Source organism: Acinetobacter sp. 1124_18A, from assembly GCF_052824995.1.
Genome location: NZ_VTDF01000013.1, coordinates 1 through 21565 on the forward strand (window position 1 = coordinate 1; position 21565 = coordinate 21565).

Annotated in this window: 21 protein-coding genes; 11 read left to right on the forward strand and 10 right to left on the reverse strand. The window is 37.9% G+C overall.

Features of this window, described 5'->3' with window-relative positions; translation table 11 throughout:
• The 3 genes from FY048_RS17805 to FY048_RS17815 all read left to right on the forward strand — a co-directional run.
• Window positions 1-211, forward strand: a 211-nt coding sequence (locus tag FY048_RS17805; protein ID WP_446092019.1) for an NAD(P)(+) transhydrogenase (Re/Si-specific) subunit beta, incomplete at its 5' end; no start/stop codon positions are given.
• Between the two features lie 333 nt (window positions 212-544).
• Window positions 545-1021 carry a hypothetical protein gene (locus tag FY048_RS17810; protein ID WP_446092020.1) on the forward strand — a complete coding sequence of 159 codons (477 nt, stop codon included), beginning with the start codon at window positions 545-547 and terminating at the stop codon, window positions 1019-1021.
• 276 nt (window positions 1022-1297) lie between these two features.
• Window positions 1298-1702 (forward strand): hypothetical protein, encoded by a 405-nt coding sequence (locus tag FY048_RS17815; protein WP_446092021.1) that lies wholly within the window; start codon window positions 1298-1300, stop codon window positions 1700-1702.
• A gap of 134 nt (window positions 1703-1836) precedes the next feature.
• Here FY048_RS17815 and rsfS read toward each other — a convergent pair whose 3' ends face one another.
• The 5 genes from rsfS to FY048_RS17840 form a co-directional block, all read right to left on the reverse strand.
• Window positions 1837-2238: a ribosome silencing factor gene (rsfS, locus tag FY048_RS17820; RefSeq protein WP_016139242.1), complete on the reverse strand. Its 402-nt coding sequence runs from the start codon at window positions 2236-2238 to the stop codon at window positions 1837-1839.
• 81 nt (window positions 2239-2319) lie between these two features.
• On the reverse strand, window positions 2320-3114 hold the full coding sequence (locus tag FY048_RS17825; protein WP_446092022.1) for a hydroxypyruvate isomerase family protein: 795 nt from the start codon (window positions 3112-3114) through the stop codon (window positions 2320-2322).
• Window positions 3115-3127: 13 nt separating this feature from the next.
• Window positions 3128-3997 carry an NAD(P)-dependent oxidoreductase gene (locus tag FY048_RS17830; RefSeq protein WP_446092050.1) on the reverse strand — a complete coding sequence of 290 codons (870 nt, stop codon included), beginning with the start codon at window positions 3995-3997 and terminating at the stop codon, window positions 3128-3130.
• 11 nt (window positions 3998-4008) lie between these two features.
• On the reverse strand, window positions 4009-4797 hold the full coding sequence (locus tag FY048_RS17835) for a crotonase/enoyl-CoA hydratase family protein (RefSeq protein WP_446092023.1): 789 nt from the start codon (window positions 4795-4797) through the stop codon (window positions 4009-4011).
• Window positions 4798-4891: 94 nt separating this feature from the next.
• Window positions 4892-7699 carry a GacS-like sensor histidine kinase gene (locus FY048_RS17840; protein ID WP_446092024.1) on the reverse strand — a complete coding sequence of 936 codons (2808 nt, stop codon included), beginning with the start codon at window positions 7697-7699 and terminating at the stop codon, window positions 4892-4894.
• Between the two features lie 172 nt (window positions 7700-7871).
• On the opposite strand from FY048_RS17840, the gene cysM reads away from it, so the two are divergent.
• Genes cysM through FY048_RS17860 form a run of 4 tightly spaced genes read left to right on the forward strand, consistent with a single transcriptional unit; the run spans window position 7872 to window position 13373 of the window.
• The gene (gene cysM, locus FY048_RS17845; RefSeq protein WP_004641224.1) at window positions 7872-8804 is read left to right on the forward strand and encodes a cysteine synthase CysM; all 933 of its coding nucleotides are present in this window, start codon (window positions 7872-7874) and stop codon (window positions 8802-8804) included.
• A 12-nt stretch (window positions 8805-8816) separates the two neighbouring features.
• On the forward strand, window positions 8817-9635 hold the full coding sequence (locus tag FY048_RS17850) for a 3'-5' exonuclease (RefSeq protein WP_042894953.1): 819 nt from the start codon (window positions 8817-8819) through the stop codon (window positions 9633-9635).
• Between the two features lie 9 nt (window positions 9636-9644).
• Window positions 9645-11036, forward strand: coding sequence for a 23S rRNA (uracil(1939)-C(5))-methyltransferase RlmD (gene rlmD, locus FY048_RS17855; protein ID WP_446092025.1), 1392 nt, complete (start codon window positions 9645-9647; stop codon window positions 11034-11036).
• Between the two features lie 30 nt (window positions 11037-11066).
• Window positions 11067-13373, forward strand: a complete 2307-nt coding sequence (locus tag FY048_RS17860) for a RelA/SpoT family protein (protein WP_016139235.1) — start codon at window positions 11067-11069, stop codon at window positions 13371-13373.
• A 41-nt stretch (window positions 13374-13414) separates the two neighbouring features.
• Here FY048_RS17860 and FY048_RS17865 read toward each other — a convergent pair whose 3' ends face one another.
• The 5 genes from FY048_RS17865 to FY048_RS17885 all read right to left on the reverse strand — a co-directional run bounded on the left by FY048_RS17865 (window position 13415) and on the right by FY048_RS17885 (window position 18197).
• Window positions 13415-14419 carry a CsgG/HfaB family protein gene (locus tag FY048_RS17865; RefSeq protein ID WP_446092026.1) on the reverse strand — a complete coding sequence of 335 codons (1005 nt, stop codon included), beginning with the start codon at window positions 14417-14419 and terminating at the stop codon, window positions 13415-13417.
• Window positions 14420-14490: 71 nt separating this feature from the next.
• Window positions 14491-15093, reverse strand: a complete 603-nt coding sequence (lpoB, locus tag FY048_RS17870) for a penicillin-binding protein activator LpoB (protein WP_446092027.1) — start codon at window positions 15091-15093, stop codon at window positions 14491-14493.
• A 62-nt stretch (window positions 15094-15155) separates the two neighbouring features.
• Entirely contained in the window at window positions 15156-15566 is a 411-nt protein-coding gene (locus FY048_RS17875) for a YcfL family protein (protein ID WP_016139232.1), read from the reverse strand.
• A gap of 19 nt (window positions 15567-15585) precedes the next feature.
• Entirely contained in the window at window positions 15586-16893 is a 1308-nt protein-coding gene (locus tag FY048_RS17880) for a COG3014 family protein (protein WP_446092051.1), read from the reverse strand.
• 530 nt (window positions 16894-17423) lie between these two features.
• Entirely contained in the window at window positions 17424-18197 is a 774-nt protein-coding gene (locus FY048_RS17885) for an SDR family oxidoreductase (RefSeq protein WP_446092028.1), read from the reverse strand.
• Window positions 18198-18309: 112 nt separating this feature from the next.
• On the opposite strand from FY048_RS17885, the gene mazG reads away from it, so the two are divergent.
• From mazG to folK, 4 genes are all read left to right on the forward strand, one after another.
• Window positions 18310-19116: a nucleoside triphosphate pyrophosphohydrolase gene (gene mazG, locus FY048_RS17890; protein ID WP_446092029.1), complete on the forward strand. Its 807-nt coding sequence runs from the start codon at window positions 18310-18312 to the stop codon at window positions 19114-19116.
• Window positions 19085-19489: a ComEA family DNA-binding protein gene (locus FY048_RS17895; RefSeq protein WP_446092030.1), complete on the forward strand. Its 405-nt coding sequence runs from the start codon at window positions 19085-19087 to the stop codon at window positions 19487-19489. Before mazG ends, FY048_RS17895 begins: the two co-directional genes overlap by 32 nt.
• A 125-nt stretch (window positions 19490-19614) precedes the next feature.
• A complete protein-coding gene (gene pcnB / locus FY048_RS17900) occupies window positions 19615-21078 on the forward strand; it encodes a polynucleotide adenylyltransferase PcnB (protein WP_446092031.1) in 1464 nt (487 codons plus the stop codon).
• The gene (gene folK / locus FY048_RS17905) at window positions 21075-21557 is read left to right on the forward strand and encodes a 2-amino-4-hydroxy-6-hydroxymethyldihydropteridine diphosphokinase (protein ID WP_446092032.1); all 483 of its coding nucleotides are present in this window, start codon (window positions 21075-21077) and stop codon (window positions 21555-21557) included. The genes pcnB and folK overlap by 4 nt, the downstream gene beginning before the upstream one ends.
• Window positions 21558-21565: the final 8 nt, after the last annotated feature.

Below are 21565 nucleotides of genomic sequence, written 5' to 3' on the forward strand. Positions count from 1 at the left end.
AAAAGATGATCCAACTTCACCGATTTACGGCATGCCGATTCTTGAAGCACATAAAGCGCGTACGATCATGGTGATTAAGCGTTCTATGGCAACAGGTTATGCAGGTCTGGACAACAATTTGTTCTATAACGAAAAAACAATGATGATCTTTGGTGATGCGAAGAAAGTTGTGGAAGATATGACAAAAGCAATCAATGGTGGCGGTCACTAATCTGACCTCAATCAGGATTGCAAAAGCCACCCTCGGGTGGCTTTTTATTTTGTATAAAGATATGAATATCTCAACAAAAAAATATATAAGAGAATTTTGTACTTATAAAGGTGTATTAATAATTTTGTAAAGGTTAGAGGGAGATTAGAATTAAAAAATAATTGATAGCCTTTCAGTTTGGAGGGTTGGGGTTGGCTATTTAAATGCTTTCTAAAAAGCATTTCTATCAATCATAAAATTGGTAAAATTTTCGTATGTCTTAATCGTTCATAGACACACATAGAGATATTGTCTAAACTAAATAACGGTAATAAAAAATATAGATTTTTATATATGACAAAATTTTTAATAGGTTTAATGTTCTGTTTAGTTGGTTCTTATTTATACGCAAAAGATTCTATTCCTCGCTACTCGGATTATCCTGTTAAGTCGCTATATACGGGTGGTGCGGCTAAATTGGATTTATCTGATTCTGATGCAAAATTGTTTCGTACTAGATTGTCTGAAGCTCTGAAAAGGAATCCTGATTTTGCTGGTGAATATGTAACAGCAATGTGGGGGTGTGGGGCTAGCTGTCGTAGTTATTCTTTTGTCAACAAGCGAACAGGGAAGTTATTAAAAGACGGATTCGGTGGTGAGGAACGGCAAGAAGATCTTCTTGAAACAAACCCTCGTAGTAGATTGCTAGTTACTCAAGAAGAAAAAATGAATAATGATTATGAAGTTGAAAGTATTACTCAAAGGTTTTATATACTTGAAAATGGAAAATTTAAACTAATAAAAACAATAGAAAATATTAAGCCAGAATAAAGATATGTAGATATGTATAAAGAGTTGGATGATAAAATTTACACAACATTATGTGTTTTAATATTTTTTTCGATAGTTTTTTTTGCTATTTCAAGATTATTCAATGAAAAAGATATTAGTTTAATAAAAGATATTCTGAGTGTAGCTAGTACGGTATTTGCTACTTTTGTGGCAGTTTATATTTTTTAGGGGTGGGTCGTACAAAAAAAACTAGAATCATTAAGTGAAAATGCAAAAGAGAGAATTCCGACAATACCGAATATAAGTTTAGAAATAGTGAGTTTTTATTCAGAAATTAGTAATTTACTTACGTATATGAGTATATATAAGGAAAGACCTACAAGCTTGCTTTTAAGTAGAATAGAGGAAATAGCTCTAAAATTGTATGAACATTCATTTATAGAAATTGCGATGAACTTTGATCAGTCTTTTAAAGAAATTAAAAGTTTAATGTTAAAAGAGGATATTCAATTATATGAAGCTATATCCAAAGCTATGAATGATTATGTGCAATTGATATACAAAGAAAAAATATTAAATAAGAATGTTGAGGTAAGTGATTTGGATATTCAGGGCTTAATTGAAAAAAATGATGAGTTGTATATGATGGCTAATCAAAAATTATCTGCTTTTTATTTAAGATTATTTGATTATAAAAATTTTAATTATGGAAAAGGTTGAAAAATAGACTCTTCAAAAACTATTTTGATTGAGCTATCCAAGCATAAATATAAAACGTTCAAATCTAATTAATTTGGGACAGAATAGAAACAAAAAAGCGGCTCAAAAGAGCCGCTTTTTTTAAAAGCAAAATTTTAAGCAACCGACTCTGGAGCGGTACGCCATAAGCTTTCTAAATCGTAGAATTTACGAGCTGTTGGTAGCATCACATGTACTACAACAAAGCCGAGATCAATCAAGATCCATTCTGCATCTCGTTCACCTTCAACGCCAATCGGGCGGAAACCGGCTTTTCGAGCTTCTTCTGCAACATTGTCTGCGAGTGCTTTCACATGACGAGTAGATGTGCCGCTCGCAATTACGATAGCATCAGAGACATTGCTAATTGAGCTAACATCTAACTGGAGAATATCTTTTGCTTTTACATCAACTAAAGCGTCATGAACGACTTCGAGACATGTTTGTACGTCTTTATTTGAGGCATTCATTGCGAAATCGTGAGAATTAGACACGCTGGGCGATGGTTCTAAATTCATATAGGGTATATTTTCCTGACAATTACTCACTATCTAATATAGTCGTTTTCGCAATGAATTTCAAACAGAACTCGTAACAGTTTATATATTTACATCATCGGAAAAATACTTTTTCTTCCAAGTAAATGACTGATTTGAAGTATTTTCAGGTTTATATTCTGCTGCAATATAGTTTTGATAAGAACTTTGCTTGAGCCAAGAAAAAATTTGTTCATAGGGAATTTGGGCTGTATCTGGCTCATGACGGCCTGGACAATCCGCAAATTGAATGTGTCCAATTAAATTAATATTTTCTTGCAAACCCTCAAGTACATCTTCGCCCATCATCGCCATGTGATAGCAGTCATATTGCATTTTTAAAGAAGGATGATTGACCGCTTCTAGCATTTCTTGTGCCTGCGCAATATTTTGTACCAAAAAGCGGGGCATATCTGTACCGTTAATCATTTCAAAAACAGGTTCTATACCGTATTCACTGAGTACATTACAGGCAAGTTTCAAATTGGCTGCTAATGTTTTTAAACAAGGAAGCAAGTCGGCATCTAGAGGCTGTTTCCCTGCTAAAATATTGATACGTGGAACTTTTAAAGCAGTGGCATAACTAATGGCTAACTCTAACGCTTCACGGAAAGCTATTTCTTGGCCGGGTACGCCTGCTAAACCATTTCCGCCTTGCATAAGATCACCTGCAGGTACATTAATTAGGCAAAGGCTAAGATTGTAGCGTTCGAGTTGAGTTTGAATATCTGAAATAGCCAATTCATAAGGAAATTGAATTTCTACATATTCAAAGCCCTGTGCATGGGCCAGAGCAAAGCGTTCCATTAAAGGAACTTCGGTAAAAATCATGGATAAATTGACTGCAAGACGACCCATACTCAAACTCCGTTTATTTTTGCTCTATTAATTGAATCATAGTAGCTAAATCTTTCTCAGCAAAGCCATTTTTTTGGTGAGTTTGTAGCTGTAATAGAGCTTTTTGTGCAACTGGGATGTCTAAATTAACATTGTGAGCCAATGTTACCGCGTTGTTAAGATCCTTAGATAATGTTTGAACTTTCCACTGAATTGGCTCAAAGGTATGCGTTGCCATACGTGGAGTTAGAATTTGAAAGGGTTTTGAGTCCGCAAATCCACCTGCTAATGCTGGAGCGAGTAAAGTTGTATCTACACCAGCTCGGTCTGCAAGCGCGACAGCCTCTGCAATCAGGGCACTGTTGGCTGCAACAATCAGTTGATTACAAATTTTGGTGGCTTGGCCTGTTCCTGTATCTCCCATTCGGGTCACGCGTTGAGATAGAACATTATAAATAGGGGTTAATTGTGTAATGGTTTGAGCATCACCGCCTGCAAAAATGACAAGTGTGCCTTGTTCTGCACCCGCTGTTCCACCTGATACAGGTGAGTCAATCCATGTGACGTCATGGGTAGTAGCTGCTTGAGCAAGCATTTTCGTTGCAGCAACAGATAAGCTCGAAAAATCAACAATAACCTGTTTAGCTTTTAAGTTAGATTGAATTTGTTCAAATAAGGCTTGTACTGCTTTGTCATCTGCCAGACAGATTAAAATAATTGGATATTCACCAATATTTGAAAGTTCTAAAGGTTGTGCACCGATATCAATAAGTTCGTCACATGCAGAGACGGTTCGATTCCAAACAGCAACTTGAAAGCCAGCTTGAATAAGGCGGGTTGCCATTCGACTTCCCATAAGCCCTATGCCTAAAAAAGCAATAGGGGTGTTGCGATCAAAATTCATCATCTAAGCTCTTATTTATATTGGCGTGGTAAAAAATTAACTTCCGGATGTTTGTCTTTTTTACGAGCAAGTTTGCTATTTTTACCAAGTAATAATTTAAGTTGCCAGATTTTTTCTAGACGTAATGATTTTTCTGGTTGATGCTCCATTGCATCAAGTACACGTTTTGCCGCAGTGAGGGCATCAGGTGAGCGCTGCAACATTTCAGATGCAATCTCATTTGCTCTTTCTAGAGGGGAGTCACTTAAATGAGTTACAAGACCGATTTCTTTTGCATAATTCCCATCAAAAACACGGGCAGTTAAGGTAAGTTCTTTTGCAAGGTCAACGCTAATTAAACCTTTTAATGAGCGAGTAAGTCCCATATCAGGAACTAAACCCCAACGACTTTCCATAATCGACATTTTTGTTTCTGGATGTGAGATTCGGATATCGGAAGCCAAGGCAAGTTGCATACCCGCGCCAAAACAATATCCTTCTAATGCAGCAATAACTGGTACAGGTAAATTCTGCCAAGTCAGAAATGCTTTTTGAAAGAGGCTTTGTCCGGGTTTTACAAGTTCCCAAATGGCAAAAGCAGAGTTTTTGGGATTGTTTAGGTCGGATAAATCAATTCCAGCACTAAACACATTCCCTTCGCCTGTCAAAATAACACAGCGAATATCTCTATCCTTTTTAATTGCTTTTGCAGTTGAAACCAACTCTTTTAATAAGGCAAAACTCATCGCATTGCGTTTGTCTGGACGGTTTAAATATACCGTTGCAATGCCATTATTTTTTTCAATACGTAAGAGTGCCATGAGATTCCCGCTTCTTTTTTTATAGATGAACGGAGCATAACATGGCTGTAATCTGGAAACATGACAGCTCAGTCATACCTATTTGGTAGATATGTTAGTCAGGTATCACCAAGATCTGATGAGCAGCACTTTCTACCTCTTTAACGACAAGACCTAATTCATCAAAGCGCTGTATAACTTCTTCAATGAAGCCTTCATCTGCTATACGGCGTTCTTTACGTAGCGTTGAAATAAATTGTTCAAAGTCACCTGTAACTTGTTGTAGTTTCGGGGCACCTACATAGCGAGTGGCGCCATATAGGCGATGTAAAACATGCTCAAGTTGAGGGAAGTCTTCAAGCTCAATGAGCTGTCGCATTTCGTCTAACTCAGTTGGAAAACTATCAACTAACATTTTAAGTAGATCTTGCGCTAAGTCTTCTTTATTTGCTGCAAGTTGCAAACTTTGTTGCCAGTTTAAAATTTGCGGGTCTAAAGCTTCTGCAACGACATGATGGTCTTTATCTATGGCTTTTGCTGTAAAGTTGTTTTTAGTCCATTGCGTTAAGATCTGGATGATTTGCTCCATTTGAATTGGCTTGGTGACATAGTCATTCATGCCTACTTTAAGGAGTTTTTGTTTTTCATCGGCAAGCGCATGGGCGGTTAGTGCAATGATTGGAAGCTGCATTTCTCCATCTAATGTTGACTCTAAAGAACGGATAGCACGTGTGGTATCAATGCCTGACATAACTGGCATTTGGATATCCATAAATACCAAATCAAATGGTTTAAGTTTTTGGTCAATTCGTTCTTGAATAAGGTTAAGCGCTTCTTGACCACTTAACGCTTTAGTTGTTTTAACGTTTAATTCACCCAACAAAGCTTCTAAAACAATTAAGTTTGGTAAATGGTCATCTACTGCCAGAATGTGTAAACCCTGACCATTAAAATCTTGCTGTTCTTCTTCAAAAATAGGTTGGTTGCTTAATAATTGAATGAGTCCACTACGGCTTAATGGTTGATATAGAGGACGAGCGCGATATTCACTGAGCATGTTTGGCTCAAGCGTCATTTGATAGCCATAGACGGCTAAATTGCCTTGATAACGGCTACGGATTTCTTTTAATAACGCTTCGGTATCACCGCTATGATCAACAATGAGCCATGTATTATCTTTTTGATCAAGATGTTTTAAACGACTAAACAAGTCCAAAATCGATTGAGTTTCGATGTGAGGAACATGGTAGTTTTCAAGATAATAACGTAAAACACTTGCTGTAGCAGGATGAGCAAGGTAAGACACCACTTGTAAATGCTCAAAGTGCGGGTGTTCGATTTCGTAATCTTCATCTACCACAAATTGTGCGGTAAACCAGAAGGTTGAGCCTTTTTCTGTTGGTGCACGTTCTTGATTGTCCTCAAAGCCAATTTGACCATGCATCAGATGAACAAGCTGTTTAGAGATGGCAAGGCCTAAACCAGTACCTCCAAATTGACGTGTAACTGATGCATCACCTTGCGAGAATGATTCAAATAATTTTTTACGGTCTGTGCCACTTAAGCCAATACCACTATCTTGAACACTAAAATGAAGCAAACATTGTCCAATATCATCATGTTCCATACGAACACGAACAATAATCTCACCATCTGGAGTGAACTTGATTGCATTAGAAATCAAGTTGGTCAGAATTTGCTTGAAGCGTAACGCATCTCCAATAACCTGTTGTGGAATATTGTCCGCATAGTAAAAAGCCATGGCGATATGTTTTTGAGCAGCCAAAGGAGACAGCATATCCATAACATCAAAAATGGCTTCTTCTAAGTCAAATGGCGCCGTTTCAAGCTCTAACTTACCCGCATCAATTTTCGAGAAATCTAATACATCGTTAATTAATGCCAATAAATGGGCAGATGACTTGCGAATGGTTTGTAAATAAAGATTTTGTTCATTATTTAAATTTTGCTGACGAAGCAATAAATGAATAAAACCATCAATACTGTTGAGAGGCGTTCGAAGCTCATGGCTAATATTGGCAAGGAAAACTGACTTTGCCTGATTTGATGAAATCGCTTGGTCACGTGCTTGACGATAGGTAATGTTTTGGACTTCTAAGGTATCTAATGTTCTGCGTAAGTCTTCTTCTGTTTGTTCAGTGTGTTCTTTTAATTCTAAAAAGCTAAAGTGTAATCGCTTAACAACGTTTGCAATATCGCGCTGTAGTAAGCGTAGCTCCCCAGTACTATTAATGACTAGATGCTGGTCTAAAGTATCTGCATTTAGGCGTTGTAACTGCATGCGAATTTCATACATCGGCGCAATCCAGCGACGAGAATAAAAATTCAAGCAAAGTAAAAGTAACAGTAAGGTCATTAATCCAGTAATGACGAGAGCAATCATAATGCGATAACGTGCCAACTCTAGGGGCTGGTTATCCATTTCAATCACTAACCAGACTGGCGCTTTTCCAGCTTTATTACTAATCTGTAGTCCATAAATATTGTTGTGGTTATAAGAGATTGGACCAAAAAAATTATTACTACTGGGAAAGCTAGGCCAATAACGATTATCACGATAACCAATACTTAAATAAGTCTGTCCATTGTTATCGATGAGTACTGCGCGTTTAAGATTTTTTTCGCTAAACATGCTTTGCATGATGTGCTGGGCATGATCGTATTCATCTGGCTGTAGTTCGACCAGCGTATATAAATCTTTCGCAATTTGATTGTAGCGAGCTAAAATTGCTGAGGCGTGATGTAGCTGTTGTTGTTTTACCGAATGTGACGTTTCAGTTAAAACCAGAAAAGCACCGACTCCTGTTAAAATCATAATCGGCACAAAAATTAGAGCAATCAATTGCCCATATGCATGATTCAGACGTAAGCGTTTCGATATGGTTTTATTGAAATTAGACATGGCTACATCAGATTTATCTCTCTGTACGGCATCTTATCACGCTTTATTTTAAAACAGACGGCATTTTATAAATGACCGAGCTTTAATCGCTTTCATGAAAAAGCATATTGAAATGGGTGCAGTACCGAGCATTTTTTCATACAATAGGCCCACCTCGATATAGGTGTTGATCATGAGTAATACACAACCTGACTTTTTAGCCGACGAATTTTTGTTAGATCACTATGTAGGTAAGACACCTCTAGTTCGTTTGCAGCGATTGGCTTCTCATACGCAAGCGACGGTTTTAGCAAAATTGGAAGGTAATAATCCGGCAGGTTCTGTAAAAGACCGTCCTGCATATAACATGATTATGCAGGCAGAAAAACGTGGTCAAATTAAGCCAGGTGACACTTTGATTGAGGCAACCAGTGGGAACACGGGTATTGCTTTGGCAATGGTTGCTGCAATGCGCGGCTATAAAATGAAACTTATTATGCCGAACAATATGAGTCAGGAGCGTAAAGATGCGATGCTGGCTTATGGTGCAGAGCTGATTGAAGTAACACCACAGCAAGGGATGGAAGGTGCGCGTGATTTAGCCTTGCAAATGGAAAAAGACGGTAAAGGGCACGTTTTAAATCAGTTTGGTAATCCTGATAATGTTGAAGCTCATTACTTAACGACTGGTCCTGAAATTTGGAAACAAACGGGTGGGAAAATCACCCATTTTGTAAGCTCAATGGGTACAACAGGTACCATTATGGGTGTTTCTAAATATTTAAAAGAACAAAACCCAGATATTCAGATTGTTGGTTTACAACCAGCCGACGGATCAAGTATTGCTGGTATTCGCCGTTGGCCAAAAGAATATTTACCTACTATTTTTGATAGTAGCCGTGTGGATCGTACTATTGATATTCCACAAATTGATGCTGAAAAAACTATGCGTAAATTAGCACGTATGGAAGGTATCAGTGCGGGTACATCCTCAGGTGGTGCAGTATGGGCATCCATCAAGATTGCAGAAGAAAATCCAGATGCTGTTATTGTTTGCATTATCTGTGACCGTGGCGACCGCTACTTGTCTACAGGTTTGTTTTCAGTACAGGACGATAACTCATAATTGAGAGAAATAATGCGTTTCCCTACCTTAGTTTTTGATATTGAAACTTTAACTGATTTAAAAGCGGGAGCGCATTTATATCATCTTGATTTACCAGAGGCTGATGTAGAGCAAGCATTGACTAAACTGCGCCGTCAAGAATCAGGTGTGGATTTTCAACGCTTACCTTTGCATGAAATTGTTTGTATTTCTGGCTTATGGATTGATGAGTCAGGTTTTAGATTGTTTTCTTTTAGTCGAGAACAATATTCTGAAGCTGAGATTTTGCAGAAGTTCTTGTCAATTTTTGATAAACGTCATCCGACTTTAGTGAGTTGGAATGGTTCGCAATTTGATTTACCCGTCATTCTATTTCGTGCGATGTATCATGGGCTTTCTGCACCGGGCTTGTTTGACCAAGGTGAGATTGATAGCCAGAAACGTTTTAATAATTACCAAAATCGTTATCACCATCGCCATATTGATTTAATGGATGTGATGGCAATGTTTAACGGGCGTAATTTTCAAAAGCTTGATGATATTGCCTGTATTTTAGGTTTGCCGGGTAAGCGCGGTGAGTCGGGTTATCATGTACCAGAATATGTCCGTACGCAGCAGTGGTTAAAACTGACCAGCTATTGTGAAGGAGATGTACTTAATACATGGTTCGTCTATGTACGTTGGTTGTTATTAAAAGGACAATTAACTGTCGATGAGCATAATGATTGGGTAAACTCTAGTATTGATTATTTGAAAAATATTCCTCAGCAAGCCGATTTTCTTGAAGTATGGGAACGTACCTCGAAACATACTGAATTTACTTCACATTACTTTAATCCTTTAGATTTTTAGGTTCATCCTTTGAAACAACAAGCCAAATCTCGCAAGTCCCAACAACCTGAATATATTTTTCAAGTTGAAACACTTTCTCATGAGGGGCGGGGAATTGCGCATTATGGTTCTCATCCTGATCACCCAGCAGATAAGCATGGCAAAAAAGTTTTTATTCGCTATGCCTTGCCTGGAGAAACTGTAAAGGCTCAAATTACTCATCAAGCGAAGCGTCTTGAAGAAGCAGAGATGGTGCAGTTGTTAGGAGAACCGTCAACTCATCGTATAGATGCAATTTGCCCTCATTATGGAATTTGCGGTGGCTGTAGCATGCAGCATATCGATCCTGATGAACAAATCCGCTTAAAGCAAAGTGTGCTCCAATCGCATTTACAACATTTTGCAGGCATCCAACCTGAACAGTGGCTTGAGCCGATTCGATCTTTACAAAGCGATTATCGTCGTCGTGCTCGAATAGGTGTGCGCTATCTGCCGAAGCCAGATCGCTTAATTATGGGGTTTCGTGAACATCATAGTAATCGACTCACTTCTATCCACAGTTGTAGTGTTTTGGATAAAAAACTATCAGATAGCTTGCCTGAGCTGCGTATTTTACTCCAAAGTCTAAAAGGCAAAGCGCATATAGGTCATGTAGAATTAGCAAAAGGTGATCAAGAAATTTCTTTATTGGTTCGTCATGTAGAAAAATTAAACAATTCTGATGTCAACCAATTAAAGCAATTTGCGTTAGACAAAGGGTGGCAGTTGTATTTACAGCCTAAGGGACCTGAAAGTATTCGTCGTATTGATGATGAAAAAGGTGCTTTACGTTTACACTATGCCTTAGAGCGGTTTGATGTAAATTTTGCTTTTTCGCCATTGGATTTTACTCAGGTCAATGCCACAGTAAATGAACAAATGGTTCAATTGGCATGTGAATTGCTTCAATTGCAACCAGGTGAAAAAGTACTTGATCTATTTAGTGGTTTAGGCAACTTTTCGCTCCCCTTAGCACGATGTGTTGGAGAGAGTGGTCAGGTTGTTGGTGTGGAAGGGAGTGAAGAAATGGTTCAACGCGCAACAGCTAATGCAAAAAGCAATAGTTTGGTGCAGGCAACCTTCTTTTCACAAGATTTAACAAAAGATTTTTCGCATCATTCTTGGGCAAATCAAGGATTTGATGCATTATTGATTGATCCTCCTCGTGCTGGTGCATATGAAATTATGCAGTATGTACCAAATTTTGGAGCAAAAAGAATCGTTTATGTATCATGTAATCCAGCTACATTGGCAAGGGATGCGGGTGTTTTGGTCCAACATGGTTACCAGTTAAAAAAAGCAGCTGTGATGGACATGTTTACGCACACAGAACATGTTGAATCCATTGCACTATTTGAAAAAATTCAAGAGATAAACGATTAAAAACATGAGTTACATATTGAGGAGAATGGTATGGTCACAGTACGTGAACAGTTACCTGAACAACTAACAGAGTTGTCCGAGGAAACGACTGTAGAGCATGCCGCCGAAACGCAAATCGGTTTAGCCTCATGGTTGGATCGGGTGCGTGAAATATTAGATGGGGCGAAGCTTGAACAGCTTGAGCAGGTTGCTCATTTAACCCTGCAAAAAGAGTTAGACTCAACGGTTAATCATCGGTCCAATACTTTCGCTACTGGCGTTGGAATGGCCGATATTTTGGCACATCTCCATGTAGACGAAGATACTCTATCGGCAGCCATGCTCTATCGTAGTGTGCGTGAAGACATTACTGATATAGAAGAAGTAAAAAAGAAATTTGGAGATCAGGTCTATAACCTTGTCAAAGGCGCTTTGGCAATGGGTAAGCTCTCGGAACTCATTGAAAAAAATAAGCGGTTAGAAGACCACTTTAATAACAATCAACGAGAACATTTAAGTGGCATTTATAAAATGCTGATTTCGGTTACCGAAGATGTTCGTGTTGTTTTAATTAAACTTGCTGAACGTACCTATTCTTTACGAGAGCTTGCAAATTCATCTCGTGAACGTCAAGAACGCGTAGCACGTGAAATTCTTACTATTTATTCGCCATTGGCACATCGACTCGGTATTGCTCAGCTTAAATGGGAACTTGAAGATCTCGCTTTTCGCTATTTGGCTCCAGATCGTTATAAAGAAATTGCGTCATTACTGAATGAAAAACGTTTAGAGCGTGAACACTATATTCAGTTCGTGATCGACCGTTTAAAAAATGAGTTAGCGTCTTACGGAATCGAGTCGGAAATTACAGGTCGAGCAAAGCACATTTATTCGATTTATCGAAAAATGAAAAGCAAAAACCTGAGTTTTGATCAGCTCTATGATATTCGTGCTTTACGTGTATTGGTTAATAGTGTCCCTGAGTGTTACCACTCTTTGGGTATCGTACATCAAATCTGGCGTCATATTCCGCATCAGTTTGATGACTATATTACCAACCCGAAAGCAAATGGTTATCGCTCTTTGCATACGGCTGTAATTGCTGAGAATAAATCGCTTGAAGTACAAATTCGTACTCATGAGATGCATGACGAAGCAGAATTAGGCGTATGTTCGCACTTTAACTATAAAGAAGGTTCAAAGAATACTGACCATTCCTTTAATCATCGTTTGCATTCATTGCGTGCTGTTCTAGAACACTACCAAGAACGCAATGACACGACAGTACATCAAAACGAAGATGAAACAGAAGGCTTTGATCAACTACAAGATTTTGAAGGTTTTGAGAAGATTTATGTTTTCAGTCGTGATGGTGACATTAAAGAATTGCCACGCGGCTCAACAGTTTTAGATTTTGCTTATCATGTGCATACGGAAGTAGGGAATAAATGTTACGCAGCGCGAGTTAACCAGCGCTATGTGCCATTAACCTACACTTTAAAAACGGGTGAGCAGGTTGAAATTTTAACTAAAAAAGATCGTGATCCAAACCGAGATTGGTTGGTGAACTCTTTAGGTTATATTAAAACCTCTCGTGCCCGTGACAAGCTGCGCCATTGGTTTAGACAGCAAGATCGTAGTAAAAATCTTGAAGTGGGCCGTGAACTTCTTAATAAAGAGTTAGCTCGTCTAGCGATTCACCCAAAAAGTATCGACCTAAATGATTACTCATCACATTTTAACGTGAAAACGGGTGATGACATTTTGGTGAGTCTAGTAAGCGGTGATATTAGCTTACATGCCTTGATTAATCAGGTGAATCGTCAAATGCATCTAGATCAGGATGAACCTGAACTAGTGCTTAAACCAGCATTAAATCCACGTGCTAGTCATACGTTGTCTGCTCATGGAATTTTAATTGATGGTTTAGACAATGTAGAGCTGCATATCGCGCAGTGCTGTCAGCCCGTACATGGTGAGTCAATCGCTGGATATATTACTTTGAACCGTGGTGTTAGTATCCACAAAGTCATTTGTTCAGACTATCAGCGTATGATTAAGCAAGAACCAGAGCGTGCTGTTGAAGCCGATTGGGAAATGCAGCCAACACGTGGTCAAAGCGTTCAGATTGTGGTTGAAGCATATGATCGTCGTGGTCTGCTTAAAGACTTAACTCAAGTGATTTTCTCTGACCAAATCAATATTCGTCAGGTTAATACAATTTCTGAGGCAGATGGTATTGCCAATATGAAGTTGTTAATTGAAGTGAAAGGATTGGCGCAGCTATCTCGTTTATTGGCTCGCTTAGAGCAACAGCCTGGAATTATTAGTGCGCGACGCATGATTCAAGGTGTTTAAGTAAATTGAGTAAAAAGGCTGTCAAATGACAGCCTTTTTATTTACCAGCGAATTGGTTTTTCGCTAGAACCCGAAGGAAGATCTGCATCTGATAATGGTGAAGAACTTACCTGATTCTCAAAACTATCTTGGTTTTGAGAATCATGATTTGATTTCAAAGATAAACCACGCAATACCTCATTAACGACTTGATCTGCGAAAATTTCTGTACTAGAAGGTGGGGTATCTTGTGTGACTAAATTACCAACACTTGCTTGTGGTGGTTGCTTAATAGAACCAGCTGCTGCAATTTTGCCTGTATTTACTTCGATCACACGCCAGTTCAGTTTAATTGCATCACGTTCAGCTGGAACTGCACCGTAAAAAGATTGACCTTGAACCGTACGAGCTTCATTAATTCTACCAACAAGAATATAGTCCGCACCTACTTTTTGGGCAATTCTTGCCATTTCGGATGGCGCACCATCCCATGCGAGGAAAGCATTTTCGCTTGCCATTTCTTCAATATAATCTCTACTTACTAAACTTAGTTGTCGTGAATTCGCCATTTGCGTACCAATGAGGTCCGCTACTTCCTGTACAAACTCATATGGGTCTTCACCCGATGCTAAGTTAAATTTTGACTCAACTACTTGAAAAGGAAAAACCGCCATTCTTCGTAAGTGTTGATCAGCTACATTTGATTGATATTTACTAATATAAGCTCGAACTCGAGCTTTATAATGCTTGCCTGAACCAGAAACACTAAGAACTTGAAAACGATTAATTGCACCCGAAGATTCTGTTTGGACACTAAACACAGGTGAGCTTTTGCCTTGATATGACCAGTGGTGATCTGTCATAACCATATTAACTTCTTCAGCTATCCCCATTTGTGAACTTACTTTTGTTCCATTCACAGATTGAGCTGCTGTCAGTAAAGCTTCTGCAATAGCTTGTTGCTGAGTTGGTCCACTACCTGAAGCTTCTTTCATAACTTCTTGTAACGCGGCAAAACTTGAGGTGGCAGTAAGACTTAATAGTACTGCGCAAAATATTTTTCTCATAAAGGCTCTTTTTATTTATAGAGCATAGCAATTAATAACTGCCATGCTATAAAGGAATTAACTAGAAAAGCTTATAAGCCGAATGTAGATTTTTTTGCAGATTTGCGGATTTCTTTTTCACTGGTCCACTCAACAATTCCAGTTTTTAAATTCAGTAGTTTTAAAGTGAATTTATAATAAACATCACTCTTACCGCCTGAGTTTTTAACGATGCTAGATAAATTACCATTTAACATATACTCAGCACCAATCTGTGAGCCAGATTGTACGGCAGTACGTTTATCTACCATTCCGCTACGTTGTTGATAAGCCATTTGGTCTGCTACCGCACCCACAGAAGTCATATCTACAAAGCGGAATTTTCCTGAATTGATTAAACGGTTTTGAATCGTATCGGTAATAGACTCTGTATCAATATGCTCTTGAGATTTGTTCTTAATTTTGTCAACAAATAAAACAGGACGACGATTTTTTGTCATATCAATAATTGGTGGGAAGGCGAGCATGTCATCCACCATTTTTGTTGCAATTTGCTGTAAGTCAGTCGAACCAAAATCTTTTGTTAAAGTTTCGACAGATTGCGCATCACCATAGCTAACGTTTTGTGAAGCACAGCCAGAAAAAAGTGCAGCGCTACTCATTGCTGTAATCATGAATAGTGATTTAATTTTCATTAAAATGTCCTGTATCTATCTTTAAATAATGTTGTGAAATTAGGTTAAGAAAACTTAAAAATTTAATCTTTTTTCATGTAAATCAATACATCGACTGCACTAGGGTTAGGTGCAACAGACTGAACAGTTTTAACTTCACGACCTTGTAAGCTAATAGGTTTCCAAATTGCACCTTCAGGATTAATTTCAGTTCCCTCTGCATCAAACCATACAACTTTGTATTGGAAGTCTTGGGCATAGAACCAACCGTTTTTTAATGCAAGAGAAGCGCGTTTGATATCACCTAAACTTGTCATATTGATTCGACTAACGCCAATACGGGTAGCTAAAATAGGGTTACTGGTCTGAGTACGAACAGTACTTTTACCAGTTACACTATCTGTTTTTGTTTGCATAGCATTGGGAGCTGTACAACCTGTGAAAAATGCAGATGCAATTGAGAGTAGGCTCAAATAAATTACGGCCTTTTTCATTTTGAATATCCTTTAATCATTAATGAGTAATAGCAAAACTATCGGTTAAAATTTCTTGATTTGCTTCTATGCCATGAATAAACACAGTTTGATTTGGTTTCACATCAATATTAATTTCTTGAGTCATATAGCCATTTTTCAGTTGGATAGTATGAGTGCCTGTTGGCAAAGTAAGACGAGCAACTTGAGCATTACTTGGTAAAGTATTCCACGCACGAACATCGGCTTTTTCAGAAGCTGTGTTGTAAATATTCCCAGCAATTTGACCAATAGCCCCAAGATGATTCCCGAGTTCTTTTTGGACCATATATTTTGCTGTTGTGCGTGCAATTTGTGATGTTATATTGGCAGCTACATTTTCTTTTAATGTTTTTACAGCTAATGCACCTATATCAGTTAAGGTTGAAGTGTTTGTCACAGACCTGCCATTTACAAGCACTTGAAGACTGGTAGGGCTTTTGTAGGTAGAGGGATTGTAGCTAGCAAATGAAACATTAATTAAGCCATTTGGAGTAGGCAAAGCAAATGTATTCGGTATTTTTTGAGGTACTAGGCCTTGCTCTAAAAAAATTACAACTGGATATTGTTGAGACTTTTTACCCGAAGACATGTCTAAGCGTTTAACATCATTTTTAATGAAGTCATTAGGCTGCAATTCATAAGCTTTTTTGAAGTCAACGAGGGCATCGTTTTCTTCTCCTAATGCTTCCCAAAGGGTGGCTGCCATGTAAAATGCATAAGCATTTTGATATGTATTTTTAACCTTTCCTGCGATTGTATCTAGGCCAGCAAAAGCTTCATCGAAGTTCTGATTATTATCGGAGCCAGCTTTTTCCTTAGCTTTTTCGGCTTCCTTTGTATGTGCAACTTCAATTTCGCGCTGAATGCGTTGGGCGATACGCATTTCTACACCAGCACTTTCTACATTGTTTAGAGCTATAAAATTCAGGGCTTGATAGACATGTGCTAAAACTTGTTCATATTCTGGGATTTTGTAAGGAATAATGCTGTCATTACTTACAAGTGAGAGAGCTTTAAATCCGAGTTCTGATGCACTGATTTTTGCTTTATTATTTCTTTGCTCTAACAGTACAAACGCAGCTTCAAAGGATTTCTTACTTTCTTCATATTGATGATTAGCTTGTTGCAAACGACCTTTTTCAAGTAGATAGAGTGCAGCATCGCTTCCCTTAACTTTTTTATCTAAAAATTTATGAGTTTCTTCTGGAATTGGTTGCGTGATGTTGGCACGGAAGCTCTGAGCTGTTTGATTGTAGTCATCAAAAAAGCCAGCATGAGCAGTATGTAAAACACTGCCAAATAGAATAGCTAGAAGAGTTTTTTTGTGTCGTTGTGAGTGCTTAATTATTGGAAAGTTTGTCACAAAAAATGCTCATAAGTTTACAAAAAAAAACGAACTATAATTTTATAAAGTGAGTATTTCAATAATTTTATTTATTATCGGCTTTGTTTATTCTGTAGAGAAATAAACGCAAAGGCTTATCTAATATAGCGTTGAATGTTTTTGAGGTTTTATATTTTAAGTGTTTGTTTGTTGGATAAATAATCTAATTAAAGTTTTATAATAACTTGTATCTTAGCTTTTAAAGTGCATTTATAGTTTTGTTGAGAATTAAATAGGTTTATAAGTTTAAATAATTGAACTATTTAGTTTTTCTTAATTTATTTTATTTGTATTTAAAGTTTTTTTCATTAAAAAGTGTTTAAAGTTATTTTATTGAAGTTTTTAATTTAGATTAACTTAATTTTTAGAACTTTTTGATTGTTATATTATAAATATATTTTAAGTTATTTTAATAAAAAGGCTGTCAAATGACAGCCTTTTTTTATATTGGATTATTTTCTCGATAAATAAATATTAGTCAGCCGGTTTAAAAACTGAGGACTTAAAGTTGAGAGCTGATAAAGCAGTTTGGTTTTTATGCCAACTGGAGTGTGAGTAGGCGTCCAAAAATGAGCCTTTTTCTCTACAAGCGTAAGTACCTGTTGAGCAATATCATTTGGAGTTAAATCTACCCCCATATTTTGAATTGTGCCTGCATCCATACCCTTAACCATTGCAGTTTGTACAAATAGCGGCATCACATCTAAAACACGAATACCATATTTCTTCCATTCCACATCTAAACCTTCGGTAATTCCGCGAACAGCAAATTTACTGGCTGAATAAGAAATTAAATCAGCTTGCCCATAAATTGCAGAAGCTGAAGATAGGTTGATAACGCGTGCAAAAGACGGTTGCTTTAAATAAGGTAGGGCAGCATGACAGCCATTGATGACACCGTTTACATTAATATTTATTGTTCTTTGGTGAGCTGTAATATCAGTTGTTTCAAATGTACCAGAATATAAAATACCGGCATTATTTACTAAGATGTTGAGTTCGCCAGCCCATTCCGTAAATTCTTTTAATATACGTTGCCACTGATTGTAATCACTTACATCCAGATAGCCGGCACGGGCATTTGGCCCTAAGTCATTTGCCAACTCTTGAGCAAGCGATTCATTAATATCATAAATGCCTACTTTATATCCCTGTTGGTAAAATACACGTGCAATTTCTGCCCCAATACCTTGAGCGGCGCCACTAATCAGAATACTGTGTCTCATCTTTTTTCTCTTTGTCAGTACAATAGTGCGACTGATTTAATCGCTTTGATTTTGATCATAACAAATTAAAATCTTAGTTTTACTGACCGACTTTTTAAACTTGAGGGTTATCATGGATAAATTGCTTAAAATCATGCAAGAGTTACGAGAGAAATGTCCGTGGGATCAAGAGCAAACCCCAATGTCACTGACTAAATATGCGATTGAAGAAGCATATGAAGTTGAGGCTGCTGTTCGTCAGGGTAATATCGATGAAATCAAAAATGAGCTAGGCGATTTGTTATTACAAGTTGTGTTTCAATCACAAATGTTTAGTGAGCAAGGTGCTTTTAATTTTCAAGATGTTGTTGAGGCAATAAGTGAAAAGTTAATTCGCCGTCATCCACATGTTTTTCAGGCAGATCAATTTAATAACTTAACGCCAGAACAAGTAAGTGAGTTATGGAAACAAATTAAACAACAAGAAAAACAAGGCAAGCCGCAATCAAGATTAGATGAAATAAAGCATGGGCCAGTACTATTACAGGCACAAGAAATTCAAGAAAATGTCGCAAAAGTTGGGTTTGACTTTGAAACCGTAGAAGATGCTTATGGAAAACTAGAAGAAGAGCTAGATGAGTTCAAGCAAGCGCTAAAAAATCAAAATATTGATGAAATTCAAGATGAATTTGGAGATTGTCTGTTTTCATTAGTCAATGTTGGACGTAAACTTGCAATTTCAAGTGAAACATCACTTTTATCAACAATACATAAATTTAGAAGCCGTTTTGCTTTTATTGAAGATCAAGCTCAAAAACAGCAAAGAACATTAGAGGACATGACCTTGTCTGAAATGGATGAATTGTGGAATCAGGCAAAGCGGCAGTTACGGTTAGGGGAAAAAACACATGCAGCTCAACATGAGTCTTTGGAAGAGTAAGTCTTATATTTTTATTATTTTATTTTGGAGCCTGATTTCATCAACCTTCATTCAGGCTCAATCTTTCGATCAAAATTTTAAGGAGTGGAAGGCTAAACAGCAGATGTATGATCAGAAGTTGAGCATGCAGCATGCCTCTCATTCTAAAGTTCCAAAAAGCTCAGCCATGACTGATTCTTCAGGACAAGTTCACTTGAATCAAGCCAATATTGAAGAGCTTCAAAAGCTAAAAGGAATTGGTGAAAAAAAAGCTCAGGCGATTGTAGAATACCGTCAAAAGAATGGTGGCTTTAAAAATATTGATGAATTTAAAAACGTAAAAGGCATAGGTCCAGCCATTTTTGAAAAGAATAAAACGCGGTTGAGTTTATAAATCATGTGTTTGTCAATTGTCATTTCATGCGCAAACTACAGAGAATCAAATTGCCCTTTGTGTGCGTTAGAGCTATGATTAGCGACAACTTGTTATTTACGTACTGACGTAGGAGACAGCGTCTTTTGCAAACCTTGCGAGCGTCAAAATGTGGTTTGTCCACAGCCCAACTTCCTTCTTCGATTTTAGATGTGATCGATAGCCTGAATAAAGCTGGCTATGAAGCTTATATTGTTGGGGGTGGTGTCCGTGATTTAATGCTAGGGTTTAATCCTAAAGATTTCGATGCAGTCACCAATGCGACACCTTCTCAAATTAAAGAAGTTTTTGGCAGACGTTGCCGAATCATTGGTCGTCGATTTGAATTGGCACATGTCTATTCAGGGCGTGAGCTTATTGAAGTTGCAACATTCCGTGCCCCTCCTAAAAAAGCAGTTACCAGTGCCTCTGGCATGATTTTACGTGACAATAACTGGGGTACCATCGAACAAGACTTTGCTCGCCGTGACTTTTCAATCAATACGCTATATTACCAACCGCGTAAGAGTATTGTGCTCGACTTCTGCAAAGCGATGGACGATGTTAAAAATAAAACTCTACGTTTATTAGGCGATCCAGCACAGCGTTTTGAAGAAGACCCAGTGCGTATGCTGCGAACTTTACGTTTTGCAGCCAAGTTAAATTTCAAAATTGATTCAAATATTCTCGATATCTTTAATGCTGAAATGACGCAATTATTGCGTGATGTTTCTCCGCATCGTTTATATGATGAATCTCAGAAGCTGTTCACAATGGGACATTTGGCGCGTGTTTTGCCAATGTTGATTGAGTTTGGTGTCTGGAAGCAACTTTTTGCCGATGTTCAACCTAATCTCACCCCATTTATTTTAAGAGCAGCGAAGAATACAGATCAACGTATACAAGTGGGTAAAACCATTAATCCTGCATTTTTCTATGCAGTGTTATTGTGGCAACCGTTTTTAGAGCGTTGTGAATTTTATTTATCTAAAGGCATTGTGCCGGCTGAAGCCCGTGCGCAGGCTGGTTTAGATGTTTTAAAACGTCAAGCAACACGCACTGTTATTCCTCGTTTTGCAGAAACTTTTATTCGTGAAGTTTGGGAAATGCAGACTCGTTTGCTTAATCCAAAACCACAGCAAATAGAAGCATTGGCAGGGCATGCTCGCTTCCGTGCTGGTTTTGACTTCTTATTACTTCGTGAAAAGTCAGGTGATGACGCAACACAAGGAATGGGAAGCTGGTGGGAAACTTACCAAGAAATGTCAAATGACGAAAAAGAAGCTGCTATTAGCCAATATAATCGTCAGAAAGCTAGAAACCGTCGTAAAGCTGCTGCTGAGCCTATCGAAAATAATAAAGTTGACACGGAAATTGAACCTTTGGTTGATATTCCGGAACCACGCACTCGTCGTGGGAAAAAAGAACGTACCAGACAAGATCAGGCTGTAGGCCAGTTTGTTGAAAAAGCGACTGCCTCACAAGCAGGCGTGACGGGCGATCATCCAATTTTAAAACGTAAGCGGGTACAACGCGATTTAAGCCAAGTTGTTTTTGGGCCAACGCAATGACAATAACCACTTATATTGGTTTAGGAAGTAATTTAGGCGATTCACGTCAAATTTTATCTGAAGCCATTGCTAAGCTTAAGACGTTAGGAATGGTTAAAGTTTCTAGACTTTATCAAAGTCCACCTATGGGCCCTCAAGATCAGCCAAATTATTTAAATGCAGTTGCAGAATTAAATACGGATCTTGAGCCTTTAGATTTGCTGGATCATTTACAACGGTTTGAGCAAGAAGCTGGTCGTGTACGACTTCGTCGTTGGGGTGAGCGAACCTTAGATCTAGATTTGCTTATATATGGCAATGAAAAAATTCACAATGAGCGCTTAACTGTGCCGCACATAGGAATTCTAGAGCGAGATTTCGTTGTGATTCCTTTATTAGATTTAGATGCTGATTTACAGATTAATGATCAACCACTTAAAAATTTAGAACTGATACAGCAGCCGACACTGACTGTACTTGCGGATGAGTCTTGGGCTTAAGCTCTCGA